This is a genomic window from Arthrobacter sp. ES3-54 (genome assembly GCF_029504395.1).
Taxonomy (GTDB): Bacteria; Actinomycetota; Actinomycetes; order Actinomycetales; family Micrococcaceae; genus Arthrobacter.
In genome coordinates, this window is record NZ_JAQFIF010000002.1 from 309,617 (window position 1) to 326,093 (window position 16,477).

Here is a 16,477-nt window from a genome sequence, read left to right on the forward strand (position 1 = left end):
CCTTGCGGGTTCGCCGTCCCGGGTCAGCATGGGCTTGGAATTCGTGCATGCGGCGCCACATTTGCAATCCCGGACAACCAGAAACCGCAAGGATTTCTCTTCCTGGGAGACTTTCGCGTGCCATAGTCTGGGCACGTCAGCCTGCGGCCGAACGTGAAGAAGGCGGAAAGCAGGACACCTGACGCTTAGAAGGGGCGGACCATGCTGATCTGCGCGACCTGCGCCGTCGAACGCGACGAACCTACCCCGGGGGTCTGTCCGATCTGCGCCGACGAGCGGCAGTATGTGCCCGAGGACGGACAAAAGTGGCTCTCACTGGACGGGCTGGCGCGGGAGGGCCAGCAAACAGTGTTGAAGGAGAACGAGCCGGGACTTATCGGGATCCAGACAGCGCCGAAGGTCGGGATCGGCCAGACCGCCCAGCTTGTGGTGACACCCGGGGGTTCGCTGCTGTGGGATCCGGTCGGCTATGTCGATGACAGCGCTGTGCAGGCAGCGCTTGAGCGGGGCCCGGTCCTGGCGATCGCCGCCAGCCATCCACACATGTTTGGTGTGCAGGTCGAATGGTCGCATCGGCTCGGTGGCGTCCCTGTGCTTGTGGCCGACGCAGACCGGCGGTGGCTGGGGCGCAACGATACTGTCGTCGAATACTGGTCCGGCCGTCAAACTATCGCCGAAGGGTTGACCCTGCACCAGACCGGGGGGCACTTCCCGGGCAGCGCAGTGGTGCACTGGGCCGCAGGAGCCGGCGGCAGAGGAGTTCTGCTCACCGGTGACAGCGTGTATCCGAATCCCGACCGCTGCTCCATCTCCTTCATGCGCAGCTACCCGAATCATTTGCCGCTATCCGGCACGGTGGCGTTGCGAATCGCCGCGCAGCTGGGGGAGCTCAAGTTCGACCGGATCTACGGCAACTTCAACAACGTCATCGCGTCCCAAGCCCAGGCCATCCTGCACGATTCCGCCCAACGGCACGCGGCTTGGGCACGAGGAGACTTCGACCACATGACCTGAACGTCCATTCTCCGTAAGCGTCAGTTTGGAATCGAGCAGAGGTTCAACCTGAAGAGCGCTGGACGCAGATGGTCGCAGACAACACACCCGAGGAGGTCACCATGACAGTCACTTTCAACCACACCATCGTCTACGCAACCGACAAGCGCCGTTCGGCGGAGTTCCTGGCCAACGTGTTCGGACTGCCGAAACCTCAAGCCATGTGGTCTTTCATGACCGTGCCCCTCAACCACGGAGTGGCCCTCGATTTCGCCACGGCGGACCGGCCCATCTCTCCGCAGCACTACGCCTTCCTGGTCAGCGAGGAGGACTTCGACGGAATCTTCGCAAGGATCCAGGCCCAGGGCATCCCCTACTGGGCGGACCCGGGACGGTCCCGCCCGCAGCAGATCAACCATAACGACGGCGGACGTGGCGTCTACTTCGCGGATCCGGACGGGCATTTCCTCGAGGCGATCACGCGTCCGTACGGATCGGGTGGTGCATGAAGTCCTAGGGACGACGCTGACGACCGCCTTTGGCAGCTCGGGCCGGAGCGCGTTCAGTCGGTCCAGTTGGTCGCCGGTCAGTTCGATACCGTCAGCCGCGGTGTTCTCCTCGACCCGGGTGACCCGGCGGACGCCGGGCATCGGGGCAATGTCGTTCCCGCGGGTCAGCAGCCATGCGAGGGCGGTCTGTGCGGGGGTCGCGCCGATCTCGGCGCCGATGGCCTTCACCTCGTCGACGATCGCGAGCTTGCGGCGGAAGTTCTCGCCTGTGAACGGCGGGTTGGTCTTGCGCCAGCGCCGAAGCGCGATGTGTTGGATTGAAAGGGTCGACTGGCAGGGACGGAACCGGTACAAGGGCCGATGCCTGTCAGCCTTGGGCGCCAGCCATGACCGGTTCGCCGTTGACGTATTCGACCTGCCAGCCGTCGTCGGCATGGTGGGCCAGGTTGAGCGCGGCGGGGTCGATGTGTGGCAGGGTATGGCCGATGGCGCGGCTAAGGCTCACCCTGATGAGGGTGCCGTGGCTGACGGCCAGGACGCGACACCCCCTGAACTCCGCGGCCAGCGCTTCCAGCGCGGCCAACCCGCGGCGTGCTGTCGCATCCTTGCTTTCGGCGCCGCGGAATCCACCCGGGATGCGCAGTGCGTCCAGTTCGGGTCCGGGCTGCAGGCCCTCCGCGGGTCCGAAGCTGCGCTCGGCAAGTTCCGGCACGCGCCGGGCCACGCTGAGCCGCAGCCCGGCAGCAATGAGGTCGGCAGTTTCGGCAGCACGGCTCAGCGGTGAGGACACGATCGCGTCCCACTCGTAGCCGGCCAGGGCGGCGACGGCGTAGCGCGCCTGGCCGCGGCCGACGTCGTTCAGCGGAATGTCCGTGGACCCCTGCAGCCGGCGCTCCGCGTTCCAGTCCGTCTGGCCGTGGCGGACAAGGGCAAACGTCGTTACGGTGGCGCACTCCATGCTCGAGACGGACGGAAAGGTGTGCGGGCGCACCATAACCGCGCGGCTGTAAGGCCGTCCGTGAAGGCAGAGGCCCTCGCCGGGACAAAGCAGACGGTGGGGTACACCGACAACGCCGATTTCGCCGGCGCCGGCCCCAGCCCTGGCGCACCGCACCCGTCCGGCCACAAAGCAAGGCGCTGCCTTTCCTGATTTCGGCATGATCCCTCCTGCCCAGATGCGGAATCCATGCAAACTTGACGCATTAACAACGTTGCCCGGCTGTGCTGAGAAATCACTGAGACAGGCCCCTGCGGGGCGTCCCGGCGAGGGTTTCTCAGGGTCTGCCCAATCCGCTGCCACATCCTGCCTGACGTACTCACCGCCGCGGCCGGTGTGACGCCAGCAGTGCTCGTCGGCGCCGATCACGCGCACGCCGTCGAACCGGTGTGGGTCCTCGATCAACACACGCCTGGCTTGGGCCAGCACCGCGTCGTGGGCGGTGTTCCACAACACGCCGAGGCCTCGGCGACCCGAGCGACGCATAGTGCGGATCACATCACGCTGTTGAGGCTACTCCTGCGTCCTGGCATCGGAAGCGATCGTCCTAGCCTTCGCACTCGATGCACTAGGAGTGACCGTTCTTTCGCGCGCGTGCTGGGAGCGGTGCCGGACTAGGAAACAGGAGTAGCAAGGTGAACTTCATCCTGGGCCTGGGGAATGACCTGAACGATCAGTTCCTCGACGACAAACTCCCCCAGCTCCCACGGAAACATGCGGAATCCGGCCCGATCCGACCCCTGTACGACCCGATCCGACGCCCGAAGTGTGGACAAGGTACACACCCAAAAATTGGCCAGCTCCAGGGATTCCGACGAGGGCTGGACCTAGCGGCTTCGGCCGATTGCAGAGCTAACGGATAGCGAAGATCATGACAAGCCAGCGTCCAGAAAGGGTTCGATTAATGGCTAGGCAAGGCCACCACTCGATGCCGCGCTTCTCTCGGCCAGCAGCCGATTCGGTCTTGGAACAGTGAGACTGTCAAATCCACAAGAATGAGTCCCGGTTGGGTCGGAATGGCGATGATGGATATGATCGCGGATCATGAGCGCAACGCCGAGCACCACTGGAACCGTCCGGGCTGTCTTCCTTGACGTGGACGGAACGTACGCCGACTACGGCGTGGTCCCCGAGGGCCATGCGCGCGCTGTGCGGGCGGTACGTGAAGCTGGCCACCTGGTCCTGTTATGTACCGGCCGGCCGGTATCGATGCTGCCCGACAGTATCCTCGCGGCGGGCTTTGATGGCATCGTGGCCAGCGCCGGCGCCTACGCGGAGGTGGCCGGGACCGTGCTCGTGGACCGGCGCTTCCCGCCAGACCTGGCGGCCAGAACGGTCAAAGCACTCGACGCCCACGACGCCGTGTATGTCCTGGAGGCGCAGGAGGCGCTGCACGTTTCACCGGCGGCGATGCAGCGTTTGCGGGCGATCCTCGACGCCCACTTCAGCAAGGCGCCGGAGGGCCCGGTGGGTTCTTCCGCTATTCTCGGCGCGGTGCGCACCGCTGCGGACCGTGGGGCCGTGCCCTTCTCCAAGGTCTCCGTCTTTGAGTCGCCCGTTGCCATGGAGCGTCTGGTCCAGGAAATCGGCGACGGAATTGCCGTCGTCGCCAATTCGGTGGCCGACGAGGGCCGGCACGCCGGGGAACTGTACCAGCGCGGGATCAGCAAGGCTGACGGTGTCGCGGCCGTTATCGCCCACGTCGGCATCGCCCGCGAAGACACGATTGCGATAGGTGACGGCGCCAACGACCTTGAGATGATCGCCTACGCAGGTGTCGGCATCGCCATCGAAGGCTCCTCCCCCGAGCTCATGGCCATCGCGGACCGCACCGCCGCCGGTCCGCGGCAGGAGGGGCTCGTTGCCGCGTTCGCCGAGCTCGGCCTCCTCTAATCCGGCACGGCTTGAGACTTCACGGAATTGATATGACGATTGCCAAACAACTAGGCTTCAATTAATTAGACTCGCGACCGCATCGGCTATGGCACGATGCAACTCACGGGGCCTGGTGCGTGGGGGCAACCGGCGGACACCGAGGCTGCGGCAAGGGTGCTGCTTCGCGCCGTCGAACTCGGGGTCAACTTCATCGACACGGCTGATGCCTATGGCCCCTTCGTCAAAGACCAACTGATACACAAGACACTCTCGCCGTACGCGGACGACCTAATCATTGCCACAAAAGTCGGACAATCGCGACGAGGACCCGGTCAGTGGACGGCCCTCGGTCGGCCTGAATATCTCCGCCAGCAAGTCGAACTCAGTCTTCGTTTCCTTGGGTTGGACAAACTGGGATCTGTTGCAACTCCATCGGATAGATCCCAACGTGCCGCTCGAAGACCAGATCGGGGTGCTCTCCGAACTTCAGCGTGAGGAGAAAAATCCGTCAGACCGGCCTGTCGAAAGCCACCGTGCAGCAAATTGAGCTGCGAGACAAGTCACTCCAATCTCCACGGTGCACTTGGATACCGGCCGTCGGCCGCGGCTTCGAGGCTCAAGGGAGGCCGGACCGGCAACAGAAGAACGCCGGCGTGGCTTTGAATCGGCTCTCGCGGCACACGACGCCACGGTGCACGAGGACTGGGTGGTCGAGGCCGGCTACACCATTGAAGGCGGACGCCGGGCCATGTCCGAACTCATCCGGCACCGGGGCGACCTTCCCTCAGCGGCCTTCGCGGTGTGCGATGAGGTCGCCTTTGGCGCGCTCATGGCCCTCAAGGAACATGGGCTCTCCTGCCCGGAGGACATCTCGATCATTGGCATTGACGATCATCCGATGAGCTGGGTGCTCGGCCTGACTACCATCGCCCAACCTGTTGCCGACGAAGCGGCCTTTGCAGCATCCCTGCTCCTCGATCGGCTGCAGAAACCGGACGATGCCGGGGCAGCCGGCAGTCATCAGCTGTCGACGGCACTGGTGGATCGCACTACCACCAGTAGTTATCGCGCCTAACGACCGGACTGCACCCCCTGAATAGCCGTCACCTGACCGGGGCGGCCGTTTCCCCGTTTCTTCGGTCTTTGTCCATATCCGCTGCCGTCAGCCCGGGGACCGGTGGGTAGGTCAGGAATACGGAGTCAGGTTGCCGGGTCGAGGAGTTCGGGGCCGTTGTTGCGGACGCTATTCACCCGGTCCGTAACCACCGTCGGCGTCAGGACCGGTTCGGGGATGGCGTCCAGGATCTTCTGCACCTCGGTCTTGTCGGTGGTGCCGGGGTTGAGCCAGTCGTGGAACATCTCCGGCGGGACGATGACCGGAGCGCGGTCGTGGACATGGCCCAAGGAGTCATGGGCCGTGGTGGTCAGCACGGTGCAACTGAGCAGCCACCGGTGCGGGTCACCCTCCGGCAGGGACGGGTCCGGCCAGAACTCATAAAGCCCGGCGAAGGCCAGCAGCTCATTCTTCTCCGAGTGGAGGTAATGGGGGATCTTCTTCCCGTCCGGGGTTTTCTCCCACTCGTAATATCCCTCGGCCGGGATCAGGGCGCGCCGCTTGATCGCCGCCTTACGGAAGGCCGGCTTGTCCAGGATGGATTCGCTGCGGGCGTTGATCAGCTTCGAACCGATCTTCACCTCCTTCGCCCAGGACGGCACCAGGCCCCAGCGGGCGATCAGGAGCCGGCGCTCCACCGCGTCCTCAGCCAGCCTCTCGGCGATGATCGGCACATCCTGGGTCGGCGCCACATTCCAACTCGGCGGCGGCGGGCTGCCCTCGACTTCCTTCGCCTCGAAATGGCGCAAGAGATCCCCGGTCGCCTTGGACATCACGTACCTGCCGCACATACCCTAATTCTCCCCCCACACACGGGTTTGCGGCGGAGGGTCCGAAGAGTCAGTCCCCGGCGGCCGTTTCCTCGGGAATCTGCCAGACCGCGATACGCTGGGTCGTCTTCTCGTAGGCGGCCTCAATGAACTCCATCAGGTCATCCTCCCGGACGCGCCAGACGCCGCGGTTATCTTGACGGGGTCGGGCTGCGAGAATCGTGCGTTTAGGCGTGGTCATCATCAGTAGCTAACACTTTTCTGGTGCGTGTAAGGATGGTCGCGGGCGTAAATCGAGCAGAGTCCCCGGTGCCTCCCAATTAGCTGCTGTTGCCGCTGACGTGCCGCTCACCGATGGAGTCGATCTGAACGTAGCCGACCACAGTGACATGAAGTTCGGGGTGATCGTCGAAGTCCCCAGCTGTGGCGGAAGCTGTGTGGCCGGTGGCGCCGCGAGAGGCTGCGGCGGTCCGGTTTGTCCTCCACAGGCCGCTAGCGACGCCGTCGACAAGACCGCTAAGACGACGAAACCAGCGCATCGTTTCCGCACACCGTTCCGGTTGTGTCCCACGTCCGCACACTATTTCGACGTGATCCGGGTGAAAACCGCGCGCGAACCCTGTCGATGGATAGGCCGGCGAAATTCAACGCTCCCTGGGTGACCAAGAATATTTGCGCAAGGCTGAGTTCGCCCGATTATGGATGGCGAGCAGGGGCATGATGGGACATGATCGGAAGATGCGCCGATCCGGAAAGATTCCGTTCTGGGCGGTCCCGCCAGCCCTGCGTGGCTACAGGATCGAGTGGCTGCGCCACGACCTGGTGGCCGGCGCCGCGCTCTTCGCGATCTTGGTCCCCGCGGGCATGGCGTACGCCCAGGCCGCCGGCCTTCCACCGGTGACCGGCCTGTACGCGACTGTAGTGCCCCTGCTTGTCTACGCAGCTGTCGGGCCATCGCGGGTGCTGGTGCTGGGGCCGGATTCCGCGCTCGCCCCGATGATCGTTGCAGCCTTGGTTCCCTTGGCCGCGGATAACGAGCAGAAATCCGTGGCCCTGGCCGGTCTCCTCGCCATACTGATTGGCGGCATCTTGCTGCTCGGCTCAGTGCTGAGATTGGGAATCGTCACTGGACTGTTGTCGAAGCCCATCCGGCTCGGCTATCTCAACGGCATCGCCTTGCTGGTGGCTGTGTCCCAGCTTCCCACCCTCCTGGGGATCTCCGTGGAAGGCAGTACACCCTGGGAAAAACTGATCGCCGCCGTGCCGAAGGTGCTTGCCGGCGAGACCAATTTGACGGCACTGCTGCTCGGCTTGGTCTCGCTGGCGCTCATCTGGGTTCCCCGCCGGCTGAAATGGAAGGTTCCGGGCGTGCTCATTGCGGTGGTTGTGTCCTGCATCGCCGTGGCCCTGCTGGGACTCCAAGAGCGTTTGAAGGTCACAGGTGCCCTCCCGCAGGGGCTCCCTGCACCGGCCCTGGGCGGAATTGGCTGGGCCGACGTTCTGACACTGTTGCCCGCCGCCGCCGCGATCGCCCTCATCGTCTTCGTTGATACCGGAACTCTGTCCCAATCCCTGGCGGCCGCAGAAGACGGCAGGGTATCCGGCAACCATGAAATGGCAGCCTTGGGTGAGGCGAACGCTGCCACCGGGCTACTGGGTGGCTTCCCGGTGTCGGCCAGCACGTCCCGCACGCCGGTGGCAGTCGAGTCCGGTGCGAAATCCCAGCTCACGGGAGCCGTAGGCGCAGTACTGGTGCTCGGCTTCATGCTCGTGGCGCCCGGCGTCACCGAGTTCCTGCCGGCCACAACCCTTGCCGCCATTGTCATCGCCGCAGCCGCCGCAATAGCCGACCCGGCCGGTGTGCGACGGCTCATTGGCATGAGCCGCAGCGAAACGTTGGTGATGCTCGCGGCATTCCTGGGGGTCACCATACTGGGCGTCCTCCCGGGCATCGCCGTCGCCATCGGCTTGGCAATCCTGGACTTCCTGCGGCAGGCCTGGGACCCCTACCGTGCTGAACTGGTGGACGTGCCCGGGGTACCGGGGTACCGAGGTACCACGACGTGAGCCGTCATCCGGAAGGGGAACGCATCCCCGGCCTGTTGATCCTGCGCTTCGACGCCCCGCTGTTCTTCGGCAACGGAGCCTTGCTGGGCTCCTTCGTGCGCAACGAACTGGACCAGGCGGCGGACGGCACTGAACGCGTGGTGCTGGCGGCAGAGCCAGTGACGGGAATCGGCACTACTGCACTTGACGAGTTGGTGCAGCTTGACGAATGGCTGGACCGGCAGGGTGTGGACCTGGTGTTCGCCGAGCTCAAAGATCGGGTCAAAGACAGATTGTTGCAGTACGGCATGGGCGCCCGCTTCTCTCCCGAACATTTCTACCCAACAGTGAGCGAAGCAGTGAGGGCGTTCCAACGGGAGGATAGGGAAGAATAGGGAAAAGATTGTCCCCGCGGGTACACCGTAGCGTGCCGCAACCAGGAGCCACAGTAGGCCTGCCCAGAGCGAGGTGGCGCTCAGCCAGCCCTTGATGAACGCGTACGCATCCAGGACCACCCTGTGTGACTGAACTGCCTGCGGCTGCGCCGCGTCCCCAACGCCATGAACCTAGCCTACCGATGCGCAAAAGCTTGGCGTATGTGTCCGAGAGTGCGGCCGCCCGATCGGGGATCGGTCTGCGAGCCGTGTGTACGGTACTGATATGGCTTCTCCACAGACGCTAAGCGAGGCCGAGCGCCGCGTCGTCGCGGCTTGGGCCGCAGACTGCGCTGAGCGAGTCGTGGCTATATTTGAGGCAGAGGCTCCGGCAGATGGTCGCCCCCGCGACGCCATCGCTCGAGCCCGGGCCTTCGCTCGCGGTGAGCGAAGTGCCGCCGAAGAGATCCGCCGACGGTTTGTTGCTGGCCGTGCCGCACGCGAGGTGAATAGCCCTGCTGCGATGGCTGCCGCGCGGTCTGCCACGCAAGCCGCAGCCGTCGCCCACATGGGCGCGCACGCCTTGGGGGCGGCCGCGTATGCCGCGAAAGCGGCCGGACTGGCGGCGCCCGATCAGCCCCAGACGGTCGACGACGAGATCCACTGGCAACTCGAGCACATGACTGCCGAAGCCCGGTCCGCGCTTCGGCGCTTGCCGCCGCTGGGTGGGAATTCCGCCGGTCCGCTGGGGCCAGGACTTCTCGCGTCCGGAATCCTCGGCTCGATCATCCGCGTGATCCAAGCCGACTTGGCCCGCCCTGACCAGCCTGCCTCCTCCAGCTGAATCTGCTGCGCCCATGAGCGCCCACATCATCGGCTACGCCCGCATGTCTACCAAGGAGCAGTACCTGTCACCCCCGCGGACCGCGCTCGACGCCCTCGGTGTTCCCGCAGACCGGATCTATGTCAACCATGGTCTGAGCGGCAGGAACAGGGAACGAGCGGGATCGGGGGAAGTCTTTGCCGCTATCCGTACAGGCGACACGCTGCTGGTCACGAAGCTCGACCGGCTGGCCCGGTCGCTGCCGGACGCAGGGGACATCATCGAAGACCTCACCAAACGGAGTGTGAAGCTCGGCATCGGCGGCTCCATCCGCGACCCCACCGACCCCGTCGGCCTGCTCCTCTTCAACGTCCTGGCCATGGTCGCGACCTCATCCCCGGCGCACCCGCGAAGGCATGCAGGTCGCCAGGACCAAGGGCGGAAGAAAGCCCCGGTCCACCGCCATGCCGCGCAAGCTAACGGCACACTCGACGCAATCCAGGGCGGGCCGCCCGCCAGAGCATTCGGACAGGCGAACAGGCCATGACGCCTAAGAACGAACACAACAAACCGAAAGTCATGTCACCCAGAAGTCGTGCCTGCATGAGCTCGTGTCAGCAGAAATAGGCACGGAGGGAGTCATCCACTAGCAACGGCATCACGGGGACACAGGTGTGGACCCTGTACACACCCTTTGGCCGGACAACAGCCAGCAGCTTCTCCCCGGGAGTCAGCACTGATTTCTCAGTCCAACTTCCGGGGAGCAGTTCAGATCCGCCTGCCTCCTACGACCCCGGACATCCCGCTGAAATCGGTCAGCCGAGCCGCATCGACGCAAGACCTATTTTCCCAGTCGGCCCGAAACAGGAATGCCTCACCGTCTCCCTCCCCTGCCCGGCCCCGCGGGCATCACCGACGACATCCAAGGCCTGGAAGCCGGCATGATCTCCCTGCATGTGGGCAGACTTCAGCACGGTTGCGTCCCACTCACGGATGATCTTGTTATCCAGGTCACATTGCGTCTATCGTTGTCGGGGGCCACAGCGTGGTGGCCCCGATTTAGAGCGGAGAACTTTGTGAATGAGAAGCTGCGGGTGCTGGTCCGCGTGGACCTCGACGGCGCCAAGGCCCACGTCAGGGTCCAGGGCCACCTGACTGTTCAGAGCGTCCATGGCCTGTATGACGTGGTCAAGCGCGCCAGCTCGCTCGCCTCTGGACTGGCGCTGGAACTCGATGTGACCCGCGCGCAGACTGACCCCGACGCCATGGGAGAGCTTCACGCGTGCGCAAAGTCGCATCACCTGCCGGTGCACGTCGACCCGCTCCAGCACGACTACCGGATCAGCATCCTGACGCCGAACCACGCGACGTCCGCGGCCCCAGCGCTAGTCCTGGCAGCCTGACCTGCCGGAGCAAGCCGCGCAGTAGCTCACAACCCGGTTCTGAATGCTGAATCCGCCGCCCACGCAGGGCGCGCCGCACAGGCCGGTGCCCCTGTCAGGGATGAGCGGCGTAAGGGTAGTTCGGGACCTTCTTCCCGCCCTCGGCCTAGAGGTAGTCCCCGATATGTTCGCGGGCGATTTCCAAGAGGGTGGATTGGAAAGCGACCTCTGCCGGGGCGTAGACCTTGTCCTGGCGCTGGGCCAGCAATACCCGCCGCATGGGCGCGGCAGCACCGAGACTGATTACCCGCACGTCGGGGTGTTGGAGGGCCACTGCAGTCTTCGGCACCATGGCCACGCCCATGCCGACGCTGACCATGGCCTGGGCTTCTTGGTAGTCGTTGGCCAGGAAGGCAATGGTCGGTTCGAAGCCAGCGTCGTGGGCGGAGCGTTGCAGGACCTCGACCACCGGGTGGGCCTCCGCGCGAACTATCCACGACTCCTTGCGTAGATCCTCCATCCTTACCTCATCCCGATCGGCGAGCGGGTGCCCGCGGGCTACCAGGATGACAGTGCTCTCCTGGAAGACCTCTGTTACCCGGATGGAGTCGTCGTGGAACCGGTTCCAGGGGTAGTCCCAGAGCAGGCACAGTCCGGTGACTCCGGACTCGAGGTCCGACACAAGTTCGTCGAAGCGGGCACTGCGGACGGAGAGGCCAATTGCCGGGTAGCGCTTCTTGAAGGCGCGGATGACAAGGGGCAAAAACGATCCGGCGAGGGTGGGGAACGTGCCGACGGTCAAGGAGCCGCGTCTGAGCCCGGCGATCTGGTCCAGGTCAGACTGGGCTGCCCGCATCTGTCCAATAATCTTGCGGGCGTGTCCGGCCAGCACCTGGCCGGCCTCTGTGGGCGCAACCCCACGGGAGCGGCGGTTGAGCAGGGGCTGCCCGACTTCCTGTTCGAGCTTCCGCAGCTGCTGGGAAACTGCGGACGGGGTGTACATCATCAGCTCAGCCGCCGCGGTGATCGATCCCTGCTCGACGACCTCCACCAGCAGGGCCAAACGACGGATGTCGAATAAATCTTGGCTCTCATTGTTAAGCAATGGTTCACCCTTCTGTCTATTTGGTTCATTCTATGTAATCCCGGGTTAATCTGCGTGATGGCGGCCCCGTCATTCTCCATTAGGAGGCCAAGGAACCAGGCTGCAGTCCTTCAGTGCCAATGATTTAAGTATCTCTACATCCCCCATCAATAATTGAACATTGTCTTCAATTGTGATCCGGCTCATTCTGTTATCAGGCCCCAGAACATATGTGCGGTACTAGGAAACGTAGGGAATACGATGAAGATTGAAGCTGAATGGATGCGCGGAGGGACCAGCAAGTGCTGGGTCTTCGAAACGGATCACTTGGACGAGACCCGCACCAGCCTCGATGAGTTGCTGCCCCGGCTATTCGGAAGTCCGGACTCCCGGCAGATTGACGGTGTCGGCGGAGCAACTTCGACAACCAGCAAGGCCATGATCCTTCGCCGGCCCGCCGAGGACGATGTTGACGTCGAGTTCACCTTCGCCCAGGTCGGCATCGAAGAGGTAGCAGTGGACTGGGGCAGCAACTGCGGGAACTGCTCCGCGGTAGTCGGCCTCTACGCGATCGAAAAGGGTTGGGTGGTCCCCAGCGGGGATAACACCCGCATCGTCACCCGCAACACCAACACCGGCCAGATCATCATCCAGCGGGTCGCCACTCCCGCAGGCGCCCTGCCCATCGTTCCGGATGCGCAGATGCCCGGAGTTGCGTTCCCCGGCTACCGGGTCGGTCTCGGCTTCCAGGACCCAGCCGGCAAAACCACCGGAAAATTGCTGCCCACCGGTGAGGCGACCGACACGATACTTGCCGGTGGAACACGCTGGAATGTATCGATGGTCGACGCCGGAGCGCCAGTAGTCATCGTCCGCGCTGAGGAGTTGGGCCTGAACACAGCCCGATACGACAGCTGGGTCGCCGGCGTGGAATTACAGCTGGAAACTCTCGATCACATCCGCCGACAGGCTGCCGTCCGGATGGGGCTGGCACAAACGATCGCCGAAGCTGCGCGCGCCATCCCCAAGCTCGCGATCGTCGCCTCCCCCACCCAGTCGGACCCGGGCTGCGACGTCAACGTCATGATGCTCTCGATGGGAAAACCCCACCCTGCGTTGGCCATCACCGGCAGCATCGCCCTGACACTCGCCGCCCGCACCCCGGGCACCGTACTCAACAGCATCACAGGCGACACGCCGCGGTCCACGCTGAGGCTACGCACTCCCGCGGGAGTGATCGAAACCTGGAGCGAGGAGCGTGACGGGTCCCTGCTGGTCGGCGTCGACCGAACGGCCCGCACCATCGCCACCACCATCATCCACCTCCCGGAAGCTCTCGGCAGCGCCGTCGAAGCCCCACTAGCATCAGCCACTCAATGAGGAGCCAAGATCATGACTAAGACTATTTACCAACCCGCTCCCAAGGCAGAGAGCGAAATCCGGGAAGACCGTCCCAAGGGTCCCAATCGTCGGCGCCGTATCCTTCTGATATCGGTAGCCGCGATCGCGATCCTCGGTCTGGTCGCCCTCGTGCTCGGGGGTGCCATTTTCAACCCGGCGGCCACCTCGGAATCGGAGCCGCCCATGACCGCCATCCAGATCATCCCGCTGGTCATACTTGTCGTGATGTTCGTCGTCGCCACGAAATGGCCACTGAACATCGGGGTGATGGGATTGGTGGCATCGTTCGGCGTCGGCTACTTCATGCTCGGAATGACCGACAAGGAAATACTCGCGGACTTCCCCGCCAGTATCGTTCTGACGATCATCGGGGTCACCTACTTCTTCAGCATGGCCCAGAGGAACGGGACCATCGACATCATCGTGCAGACCTGTGTGCGCCTGGTCAGGGGCAAGACGCTGCTGCTGCCCTGGGTGTTCTTCCTCATGGCTGCCGCATTGACCTCGCTGGGCACTTTCTCCCCCGCCGCCGTCGCACTTCTCGCACCTGCTGCCATCGGCTTCGCCTACGAATCGCGGATCCACCCCGTACTGATGGGTGCGTTCGTCATCAACGGAGCGCACGCGGGCGGGTTCTCCCCGCTGTCCGTCGCCGGCGTGTTGGTGCACAACATCGCGATGGAAAACGGCTTCCCGGTCTCCCAGGGCGCACTCTTTGCCGCCAGCTTCGCCATCAACCTCATCCTCTCGGCCCTGACTGTCGCTCTGTTCGCCCTCCTGGGTAAGCTCAAGGACGGCGAAGGTGCCCAGCATGTCGGCCTTGACGCGCCCCGCACCAGCCGTCCGCACGGCCAGCAAATCCTTACGCTGGCGCTGATCCTTGCAATGCTTGTCTGCACGCTGGGCTTCCACATGCCGATCGGCTTCGTCGCACTCTCCGCCGGTCTCCTCCTGGCTCTGATCAACATCAAAGAACACAGGACATTCATCGGTGGCATCTCCTGGTCCACCGTCCTGCTGGTGGCCGGCATGATCACCTACGTTTCCCTGCTCCAGCACGTTGGCGTCATCGATACCCTCGCCCAAAAGGCCTTGGCTTTGGGCGCACCGCTGCTGATCGCACTGGTCCTGTGCTACGTAATCGGCGTCGGCTCGGCCTTCGCCTCCTCCACGGCATTGCTGACCGCATTCATCCCCCTGGCCGGTCCCCTGCTCGCCTCAAGTACGCTGAGCGCTTCCGGAACGGTCGCGGCACTCGCCATCGCTGCTACCGTCGTGGATGTTTCCCCCTTCTCCACCGACGGCGCCCTTGTTGTCGCCAACGCCCGCGACAACGACCGCCAACGCGTCTACAAGCAGCTGATGATCTACGCCGGCGGAGTGGTACTCGTCGCCCCCGCGCTGGCCTGGGCCCTGCTGGTACCCACCGGCATCATGTAACCGGAGCCCGCGCCTCGGGCAACGGCCGGTCAGCAACAACTGACGAGCCGTTGCCCGTCCCGGCGAACCCACCAGTGCGTCCACGGCCACCGCAGATCCACCACGGACAAGCTCCGAGGACACGCAACATGCTGCCGGACTCAGCGTCCGGCACGCGTGCTGCCGTTCCCGCACTCCATCGCAACAGGTAGCCCGAAAGACGGGCGCGAGAACTGCGCAGCATGCAATTGAGGCAGGGTGACCACGATGTCACCCTGCCTCCTCCCACAACTGTCCCCCGACATAATCCATCATCCCGACCTGCCCTCGTCCAAAGAGAAATCCCATGAACTTCGGCCATCACCCCGCCAAACCCCTTACCTCTGGGACCCGAGGCGAAGGGACTGTCCGATTTTCGGTGGATCCGCGGTTGGCATTTAGTTGATTCTTCCGTCGAAGCTAATGGCGAAGGCATTTAGAGCCGGCTTCCATCGTGAGGCCCATCGTGCCCTGCCTTTGCCGGTGGGGTCCAGTGCGCGGGTCGCCAGGTACAGGCATTTCGGGGCTGCCTGCTCGGTGGGGAAATGGCCTCTGGCCCTAACCGCGCGCCGGTAGCGGGCGTTGAGGGATTCGATGGCGTTGGTGCTGCAGATGACCCGCCGGATTTCCACGTCATAGTCCAAAAACGGCACGAACTCGCTCCAGGCGTTCTCCCACAGCCGGGTGACCGCCGGGTACTGCCTGCCCCACTTGGTCGAGAACTCCACGAACCGTTCCTTCGCCGCGGCCTCCGACGGTGCCGTGTAGACCGGGCGCAGATCCCGTGAGATCTCGTCCCAGTACTGCCGGGCCGCATACCGAAAGGTGTTGCGGATCAGGTGCACGATGCAGGTCTGGACCACGGCCAGCTCCCAGACTGTGGTGATGGCCTCCGGCAGGCCCTTGAGCCCGTCGCAGACCGTGATGCAGACGTCCTCCACGCCGCGGTTCTTGATCTCGGTCAGCACCGAGAGCCAGAACTTCGCGCCCTCACCGCCGTCCCCGGCCCACAGCCCGAGGATGTCGCGTTCGCCGTTGACGCTGACACCGATCGCGACGTAAACCGGCCGGTTTGTGACCTGACCGTCGCGGACCTTGACGTGGATCGCGTCGATGAACACCACCGGAAAGATCCGGTCCAGCGGCCGGTTCTGCCACTCAGTCATCTCCCCGATGACCTTCTCGGTGATCCGCGAGATGGTGTCCTTCGAGACCCTGGCACCGAACACGTCGGCGAAGTGCGCGGCGATTTCACCGGTAGTGAGGCCTTTCGCGCTCAGCGACAACACGATCTCATCCACGCCCGTCAGCCGGCGCCGGCGTTTCTTCACGATCTGCGGATCGAACGTCGACCCGGTGTCCCGCGGCACGTCGATCTCCACCGGCCCGATCTCGGTCAGCACGGTCTTCGTACGGGTGCCGTTGCGGGAGTTCCCGCTGCCGCGTCCGGACACGTCGTGTTTTCCGTATCCGAGGTGTTCATCCATTTCCGCCTCCAGCGCGGTCTCCAGAACGTTTTTCGTCAGCCGGTTCAACAGCCCGTCCGGACCGACGAGGTCGATGCCCTGCTCTTTGGCCTGGGCCAGGAGCTGCTGCGCTAACTCTTGCTGATCCATTTCAGTCGCCATGGGATCCATGGTTCCGCTCATGA

Annotated in this window: 17 protein-coding genes and 3 pseudogenes; 12 read left to right on the forward strand and 8 right to left on the reverse strand. The window is 64.1% G+C overall.

The genetic code is table 11. The features are described from left to right. Nucleotides 1-201: 201 nt before the first annotated feature. Nucleotides 202-1,014 carry an MBL fold metallo-hydrolase gene (locus M2428_RS04495; RefSeq protein WP_277524120.1) on the forward strand — a complete coding sequence of 271 codons (813 nt, stop codon included), beginning with the start codon at nt 202-204 and terminating at the stop codon, nt 1,012-1,014. 101 nt (nt 1,015-1,115) lie between these two features. Continuing rightward, entirely contained in the window at nt 1,116-1,502 is a 387-nt protein-coding gene (locus M2428_RS04500) for a VOC family protein (protein WP_277524121.1), read from the forward strand. A 57-nt stretch (nt 1,503-1,559) separates the two neighbouring features. Here the strand turns inward: M2428_RS04500 and M2428_RS04505 are convergent. From M2428_RS04505 to M2428_RS04520, 4 genes and pseudogenes are all read right to left on the reverse strand, one after another. Next, nucleotides 1,560-1,937: pseudogene (locus M2428_RS04505) on the reverse strand (aldo/keto reductase); the annotation flags it as partial. Continuing rightward, nucleotides 1,870-2,460 (reverse strand): histidine phosphatase family protein, encoded by a 591-nt coding sequence (locus tag M2428_RS04510; protein WP_277524122.1) that lies wholly within the window; start codon nt 2,458-2,460, stop codon nt 1,870-1,872. The pseudogene M2428_RS04505 and the gene M2428_RS04510, both read right to left, overlap by 68 nt. A 351-nt stretch (nt 2,461-2,811) precedes the next feature. Next, a pseudogene (locus M2428_RS04515) lies at nt 2,812-2,987 on the reverse strand (ISL3 family transposase); the annotation flags it as partial. A gap of 80 nt (nt 2,988-3,067) precedes the next feature. Then, nucleotides 3,068-3,197: pseudogene (locus M2428_RS04520) on the reverse strand (DUF4193 family protein); the annotation flags it as partial. A 346-nt stretch (nt 3,198-3,543) separates the two neighbouring features. Between M2428_RS04520 and M2428_RS04525 the strand changes: the two are divergent. From M2428_RS04525 to M2428_RS04535, 3 genes are all read left to right on the forward strand, one after another. Next, a complete protein-coding gene (locus tag M2428_RS04525; protein WP_277524125.1) occupies nt 3,544-4,392 on the forward strand; it encodes an HAD-IIB family hydrolase in 849 nt (282 codons plus the stop codon). Nucleotides 4,393-4,488: 96 nt separating this feature from the next. Continuing rightward, on the forward strand, nt 4,489-4,869 hold the full coding sequence (locus M2428_RS04530) for an aldo/keto reductase (protein ID WP_277524126.1): 381 nt from the start codon (nt 4,489-4,491) through the stop codon (nt 4,867-4,869). Nucleotides 4,870-4,951: 82 nt separating this feature from the next. After that, complete coding sequence (locus M2428_RS04535; protein ID WP_277524128.1) at nt 4,952-5,449, forward strand: substrate-binding domain-containing protein; 498 nt, start codon at nt 4,952-4,954, stop codon at nt 5,447-5,449. Between the two features lie 125 nt (nt 5,450-5,574). Here the strand turns inward: M2428_RS04535 and M2428_RS04540 are convergent, their stop codons facing one another. Both M2428_RS04540 and M2428_RS04545 read right to left on the reverse strand, forming a co-directional pair. Next, nucleotides 5,575-6,279: an SOS response-associated peptidase gene (locus tag M2428_RS04540; RefSeq protein WP_277524130.1), complete on the reverse strand. Its 705-nt coding sequence runs from the start codon at nt 6,277-6,279 to the stop codon at nt 5,575-5,577. 49 nt (nt 6,280-6,328) lie between these two features. After that, complete coding sequence (locus tag M2428_RS04545) at nt 6,329-6,502, reverse strand: hypothetical protein (protein ID WP_277524131.1); 174 nt, start codon at nt 6,500-6,502, stop codon at nt 6,329-6,331. Nucleotides 6,503-6,996: 494 nt separating this feature from the next. Here M2428_RS04545 and M2428_RS04550 point away from each other — a divergent pair, with 494 nt between their 5' ends. The 5 genes from M2428_RS04550 to M2428_RS04570 all read left to right on the forward strand — a co-directional run bounded on the left by M2428_RS04550 (nt 6,997) and on the right by M2428_RS04570 (nt 10,904). Next, nucleotides 6,997-8,325, forward strand: a complete 1,329-nt coding sequence (locus tag M2428_RS04550; protein WP_277524133.1) for a SulP family inorganic anion transporter — start codon at nt 6,997-6,999, stop codon at nt 8,323-8,325. Beyond that, nucleotides 8,322-8,699 carry a sodium-independent anion transporter gene (locus M2428_RS04555; RefSeq protein WP_277524135.1) on the forward strand — a complete coding sequence of 126 codons (378 nt, stop codon included), beginning with the start codon at nt 8,322-8,324 and terminating at the stop codon, nt 8,697-8,699. Before M2428_RS04550 ends, M2428_RS04555 begins: the two co-directional genes overlap by 4 nt. A gap of 265 nt (nt 8,700-8,964) precedes the next feature. Next, a complete protein-coding gene (locus M2428_RS04560) occupies nt 8,965-9,522 on the forward strand; it encodes a putative immunity protein (protein ID WP_277524137.1) in 558 nt (185 codons plus the stop codon). Between the two features lie 13 nt (nt 9,523-9,535). After that, complete coding sequence (locus M2428_RS04565) at nt 9,536-10,048, forward strand: recombinase family protein (RefSeq protein WP_346780712.1); 513 nt, start codon at nt 9,536-9,538, stop codon at nt 10,046-10,048. Between the two features lie 529 nt (nt 10,049-10,577). After that, complete coding sequence (locus M2428_RS04570) at nt 10,578-10,904, forward strand: hypothetical protein (RefSeq protein ID WP_277524138.1); 327 nt, start codon at nt 10,578-10,580, stop codon at nt 10,902-10,904. A gap of 145 nt (nt 10,905-11,049) precedes the next feature. Here the strand turns inward: M2428_RS04570 and M2428_RS04575 are convergent, their stop codons facing one another. Continuing rightward, on the reverse strand, nt 11,050-11,988 hold the full coding sequence (locus tag M2428_RS04575; protein WP_277524142.1) for a LysR family transcriptional regulator: 939 nt from the start codon (nt 11,986-11,988) through the stop codon (nt 11,050-11,052). Between the two features lie 240 nt (nt 11,989-12,228). Here M2428_RS04575 and M2428_RS04580 point away from each other — a divergent pair, with 240 nt between their 5' ends. Continuing rightward, complete coding sequence (locus M2428_RS04580; protein WP_277524144.1) at nt 12,229-13,347, forward strand: PrpF domain-containing protein; 1,119 nt, start codon at nt 12,229-12,231, stop codon at nt 13,345-13,347. A gap of 12 nt (nt 13,348-13,359) precedes the next feature. Continuing rightward, nucleotides 13,360-14,808 carry an SLC13 family permease gene (locus M2428_RS04585; RefSeq protein WP_277524146.1) on the forward strand — a complete coding sequence of 483 codons (1,449 nt, stop codon included), beginning with the start codon at nt 13,360-13,362 and terminating at the stop codon, nt 14,806-14,808. A 416-nt stretch (nt 14,809-15,224) separates the two neighbouring features. Here M2428_RS04585 and M2428_RS04590 read toward each other — a convergent pair whose 3' ends face one another. Then, nucleotides 15,225-16,475, reverse strand: coding sequence for an IS256 family transposase (locus M2428_RS04590; protein WP_277524148.1), 1,251 nt, complete (start codon nt 16,473-16,475; stop codon nt 15,225-15,227). Between the last annotated feature and the right edge of the window lie 2 nt (nt 16,476-16,477).

Coding starts and splice junctions, on each gene's coding strand:
- M2428_RS04495 (WP_277524120.1), top strand. CDS start 202: ATGCTGATCTGCGCGACCTGCGCCGTCGAACGCGACGAACCTACCCCG.
- M2428_RS04500 (WP_277524121.1), top strand. CDS start 1,116: ATGACAGTCACTTTCAACCACACCATCGTCTACGCAACCGACAAGCGC.
- M2428_RS04510 (WP_277524122.1), bottom strand. CDS start 2,460: ATGGAGTGCGCCACCGTAACGACGTTTGCCCTTGTCCGCCACGGCCAG.
- M2428_RS04525 (WP_277524125.1), top strand. CDS start 3,544: ATGAGCGCAACGCCGAGCACCACTGGAACCGTCCGGGCTGTCTTCCTT.
- M2428_RS04530 (WP_277524126.1), top strand. CDS start 4,489: ATGCAACTCACGGGGCCTGGTGCGTGGGGGCAACCGGCGGACACCGAG.
- M2428_RS04540 (WP_277524130.1), bottom strand. CDS start 6,279: ATGTGCGGCAGGTACGTGATGTCCAAGGCGACCGGGGATCTCTTGCGC.
- M2428_RS04545 (WP_277524131.1), bottom strand. CDS start 6,502: ATGATGACCACGCCTAAACGCACGATTCTCGCAGCCCGACCCCGTCAA.
- M2428_RS04550 (WP_277524133.1), top strand. CDS start 6,997: ATGCGCCGATCCGGAAAGATTCCGTTCTGGGCGGTCCCGCCAGCCCTG.
- M2428_RS04560 (WP_277524137.1), top strand. CDS start 8,965: ATGGCTTCTCCACAGACGCTAAGCGAGGCCGAGCGCCGCGTCGTCGCG.
- M2428_RS04565 (WP_346780712.1), top strand. CDS start 9,536: ATGAGCGCCCACATCATCGGCTACGCCCGCATGTCTACCAAGGAGCAG.
- M2428_RS04580 (WP_277524144.1), top strand. CDS start 12,229: ATGAAGATTGAAGCTGAATGGATGCGCGGAGGGACCAGCAAGTGCTGG.
- M2428_RS04585 (WP_277524146.1), top strand. CDS start 13,360: ATGACTAAGACTATTTACCAACCCGCTCCCAAGGCAGAGAGCGAAATC.
- M2428_RS04590 (WP_277524148.1), bottom strand. CDS start 16,475: ATGAGCGGAACCATGGATCCCATGGCGACTGAAATGGATCAGCAAGAG.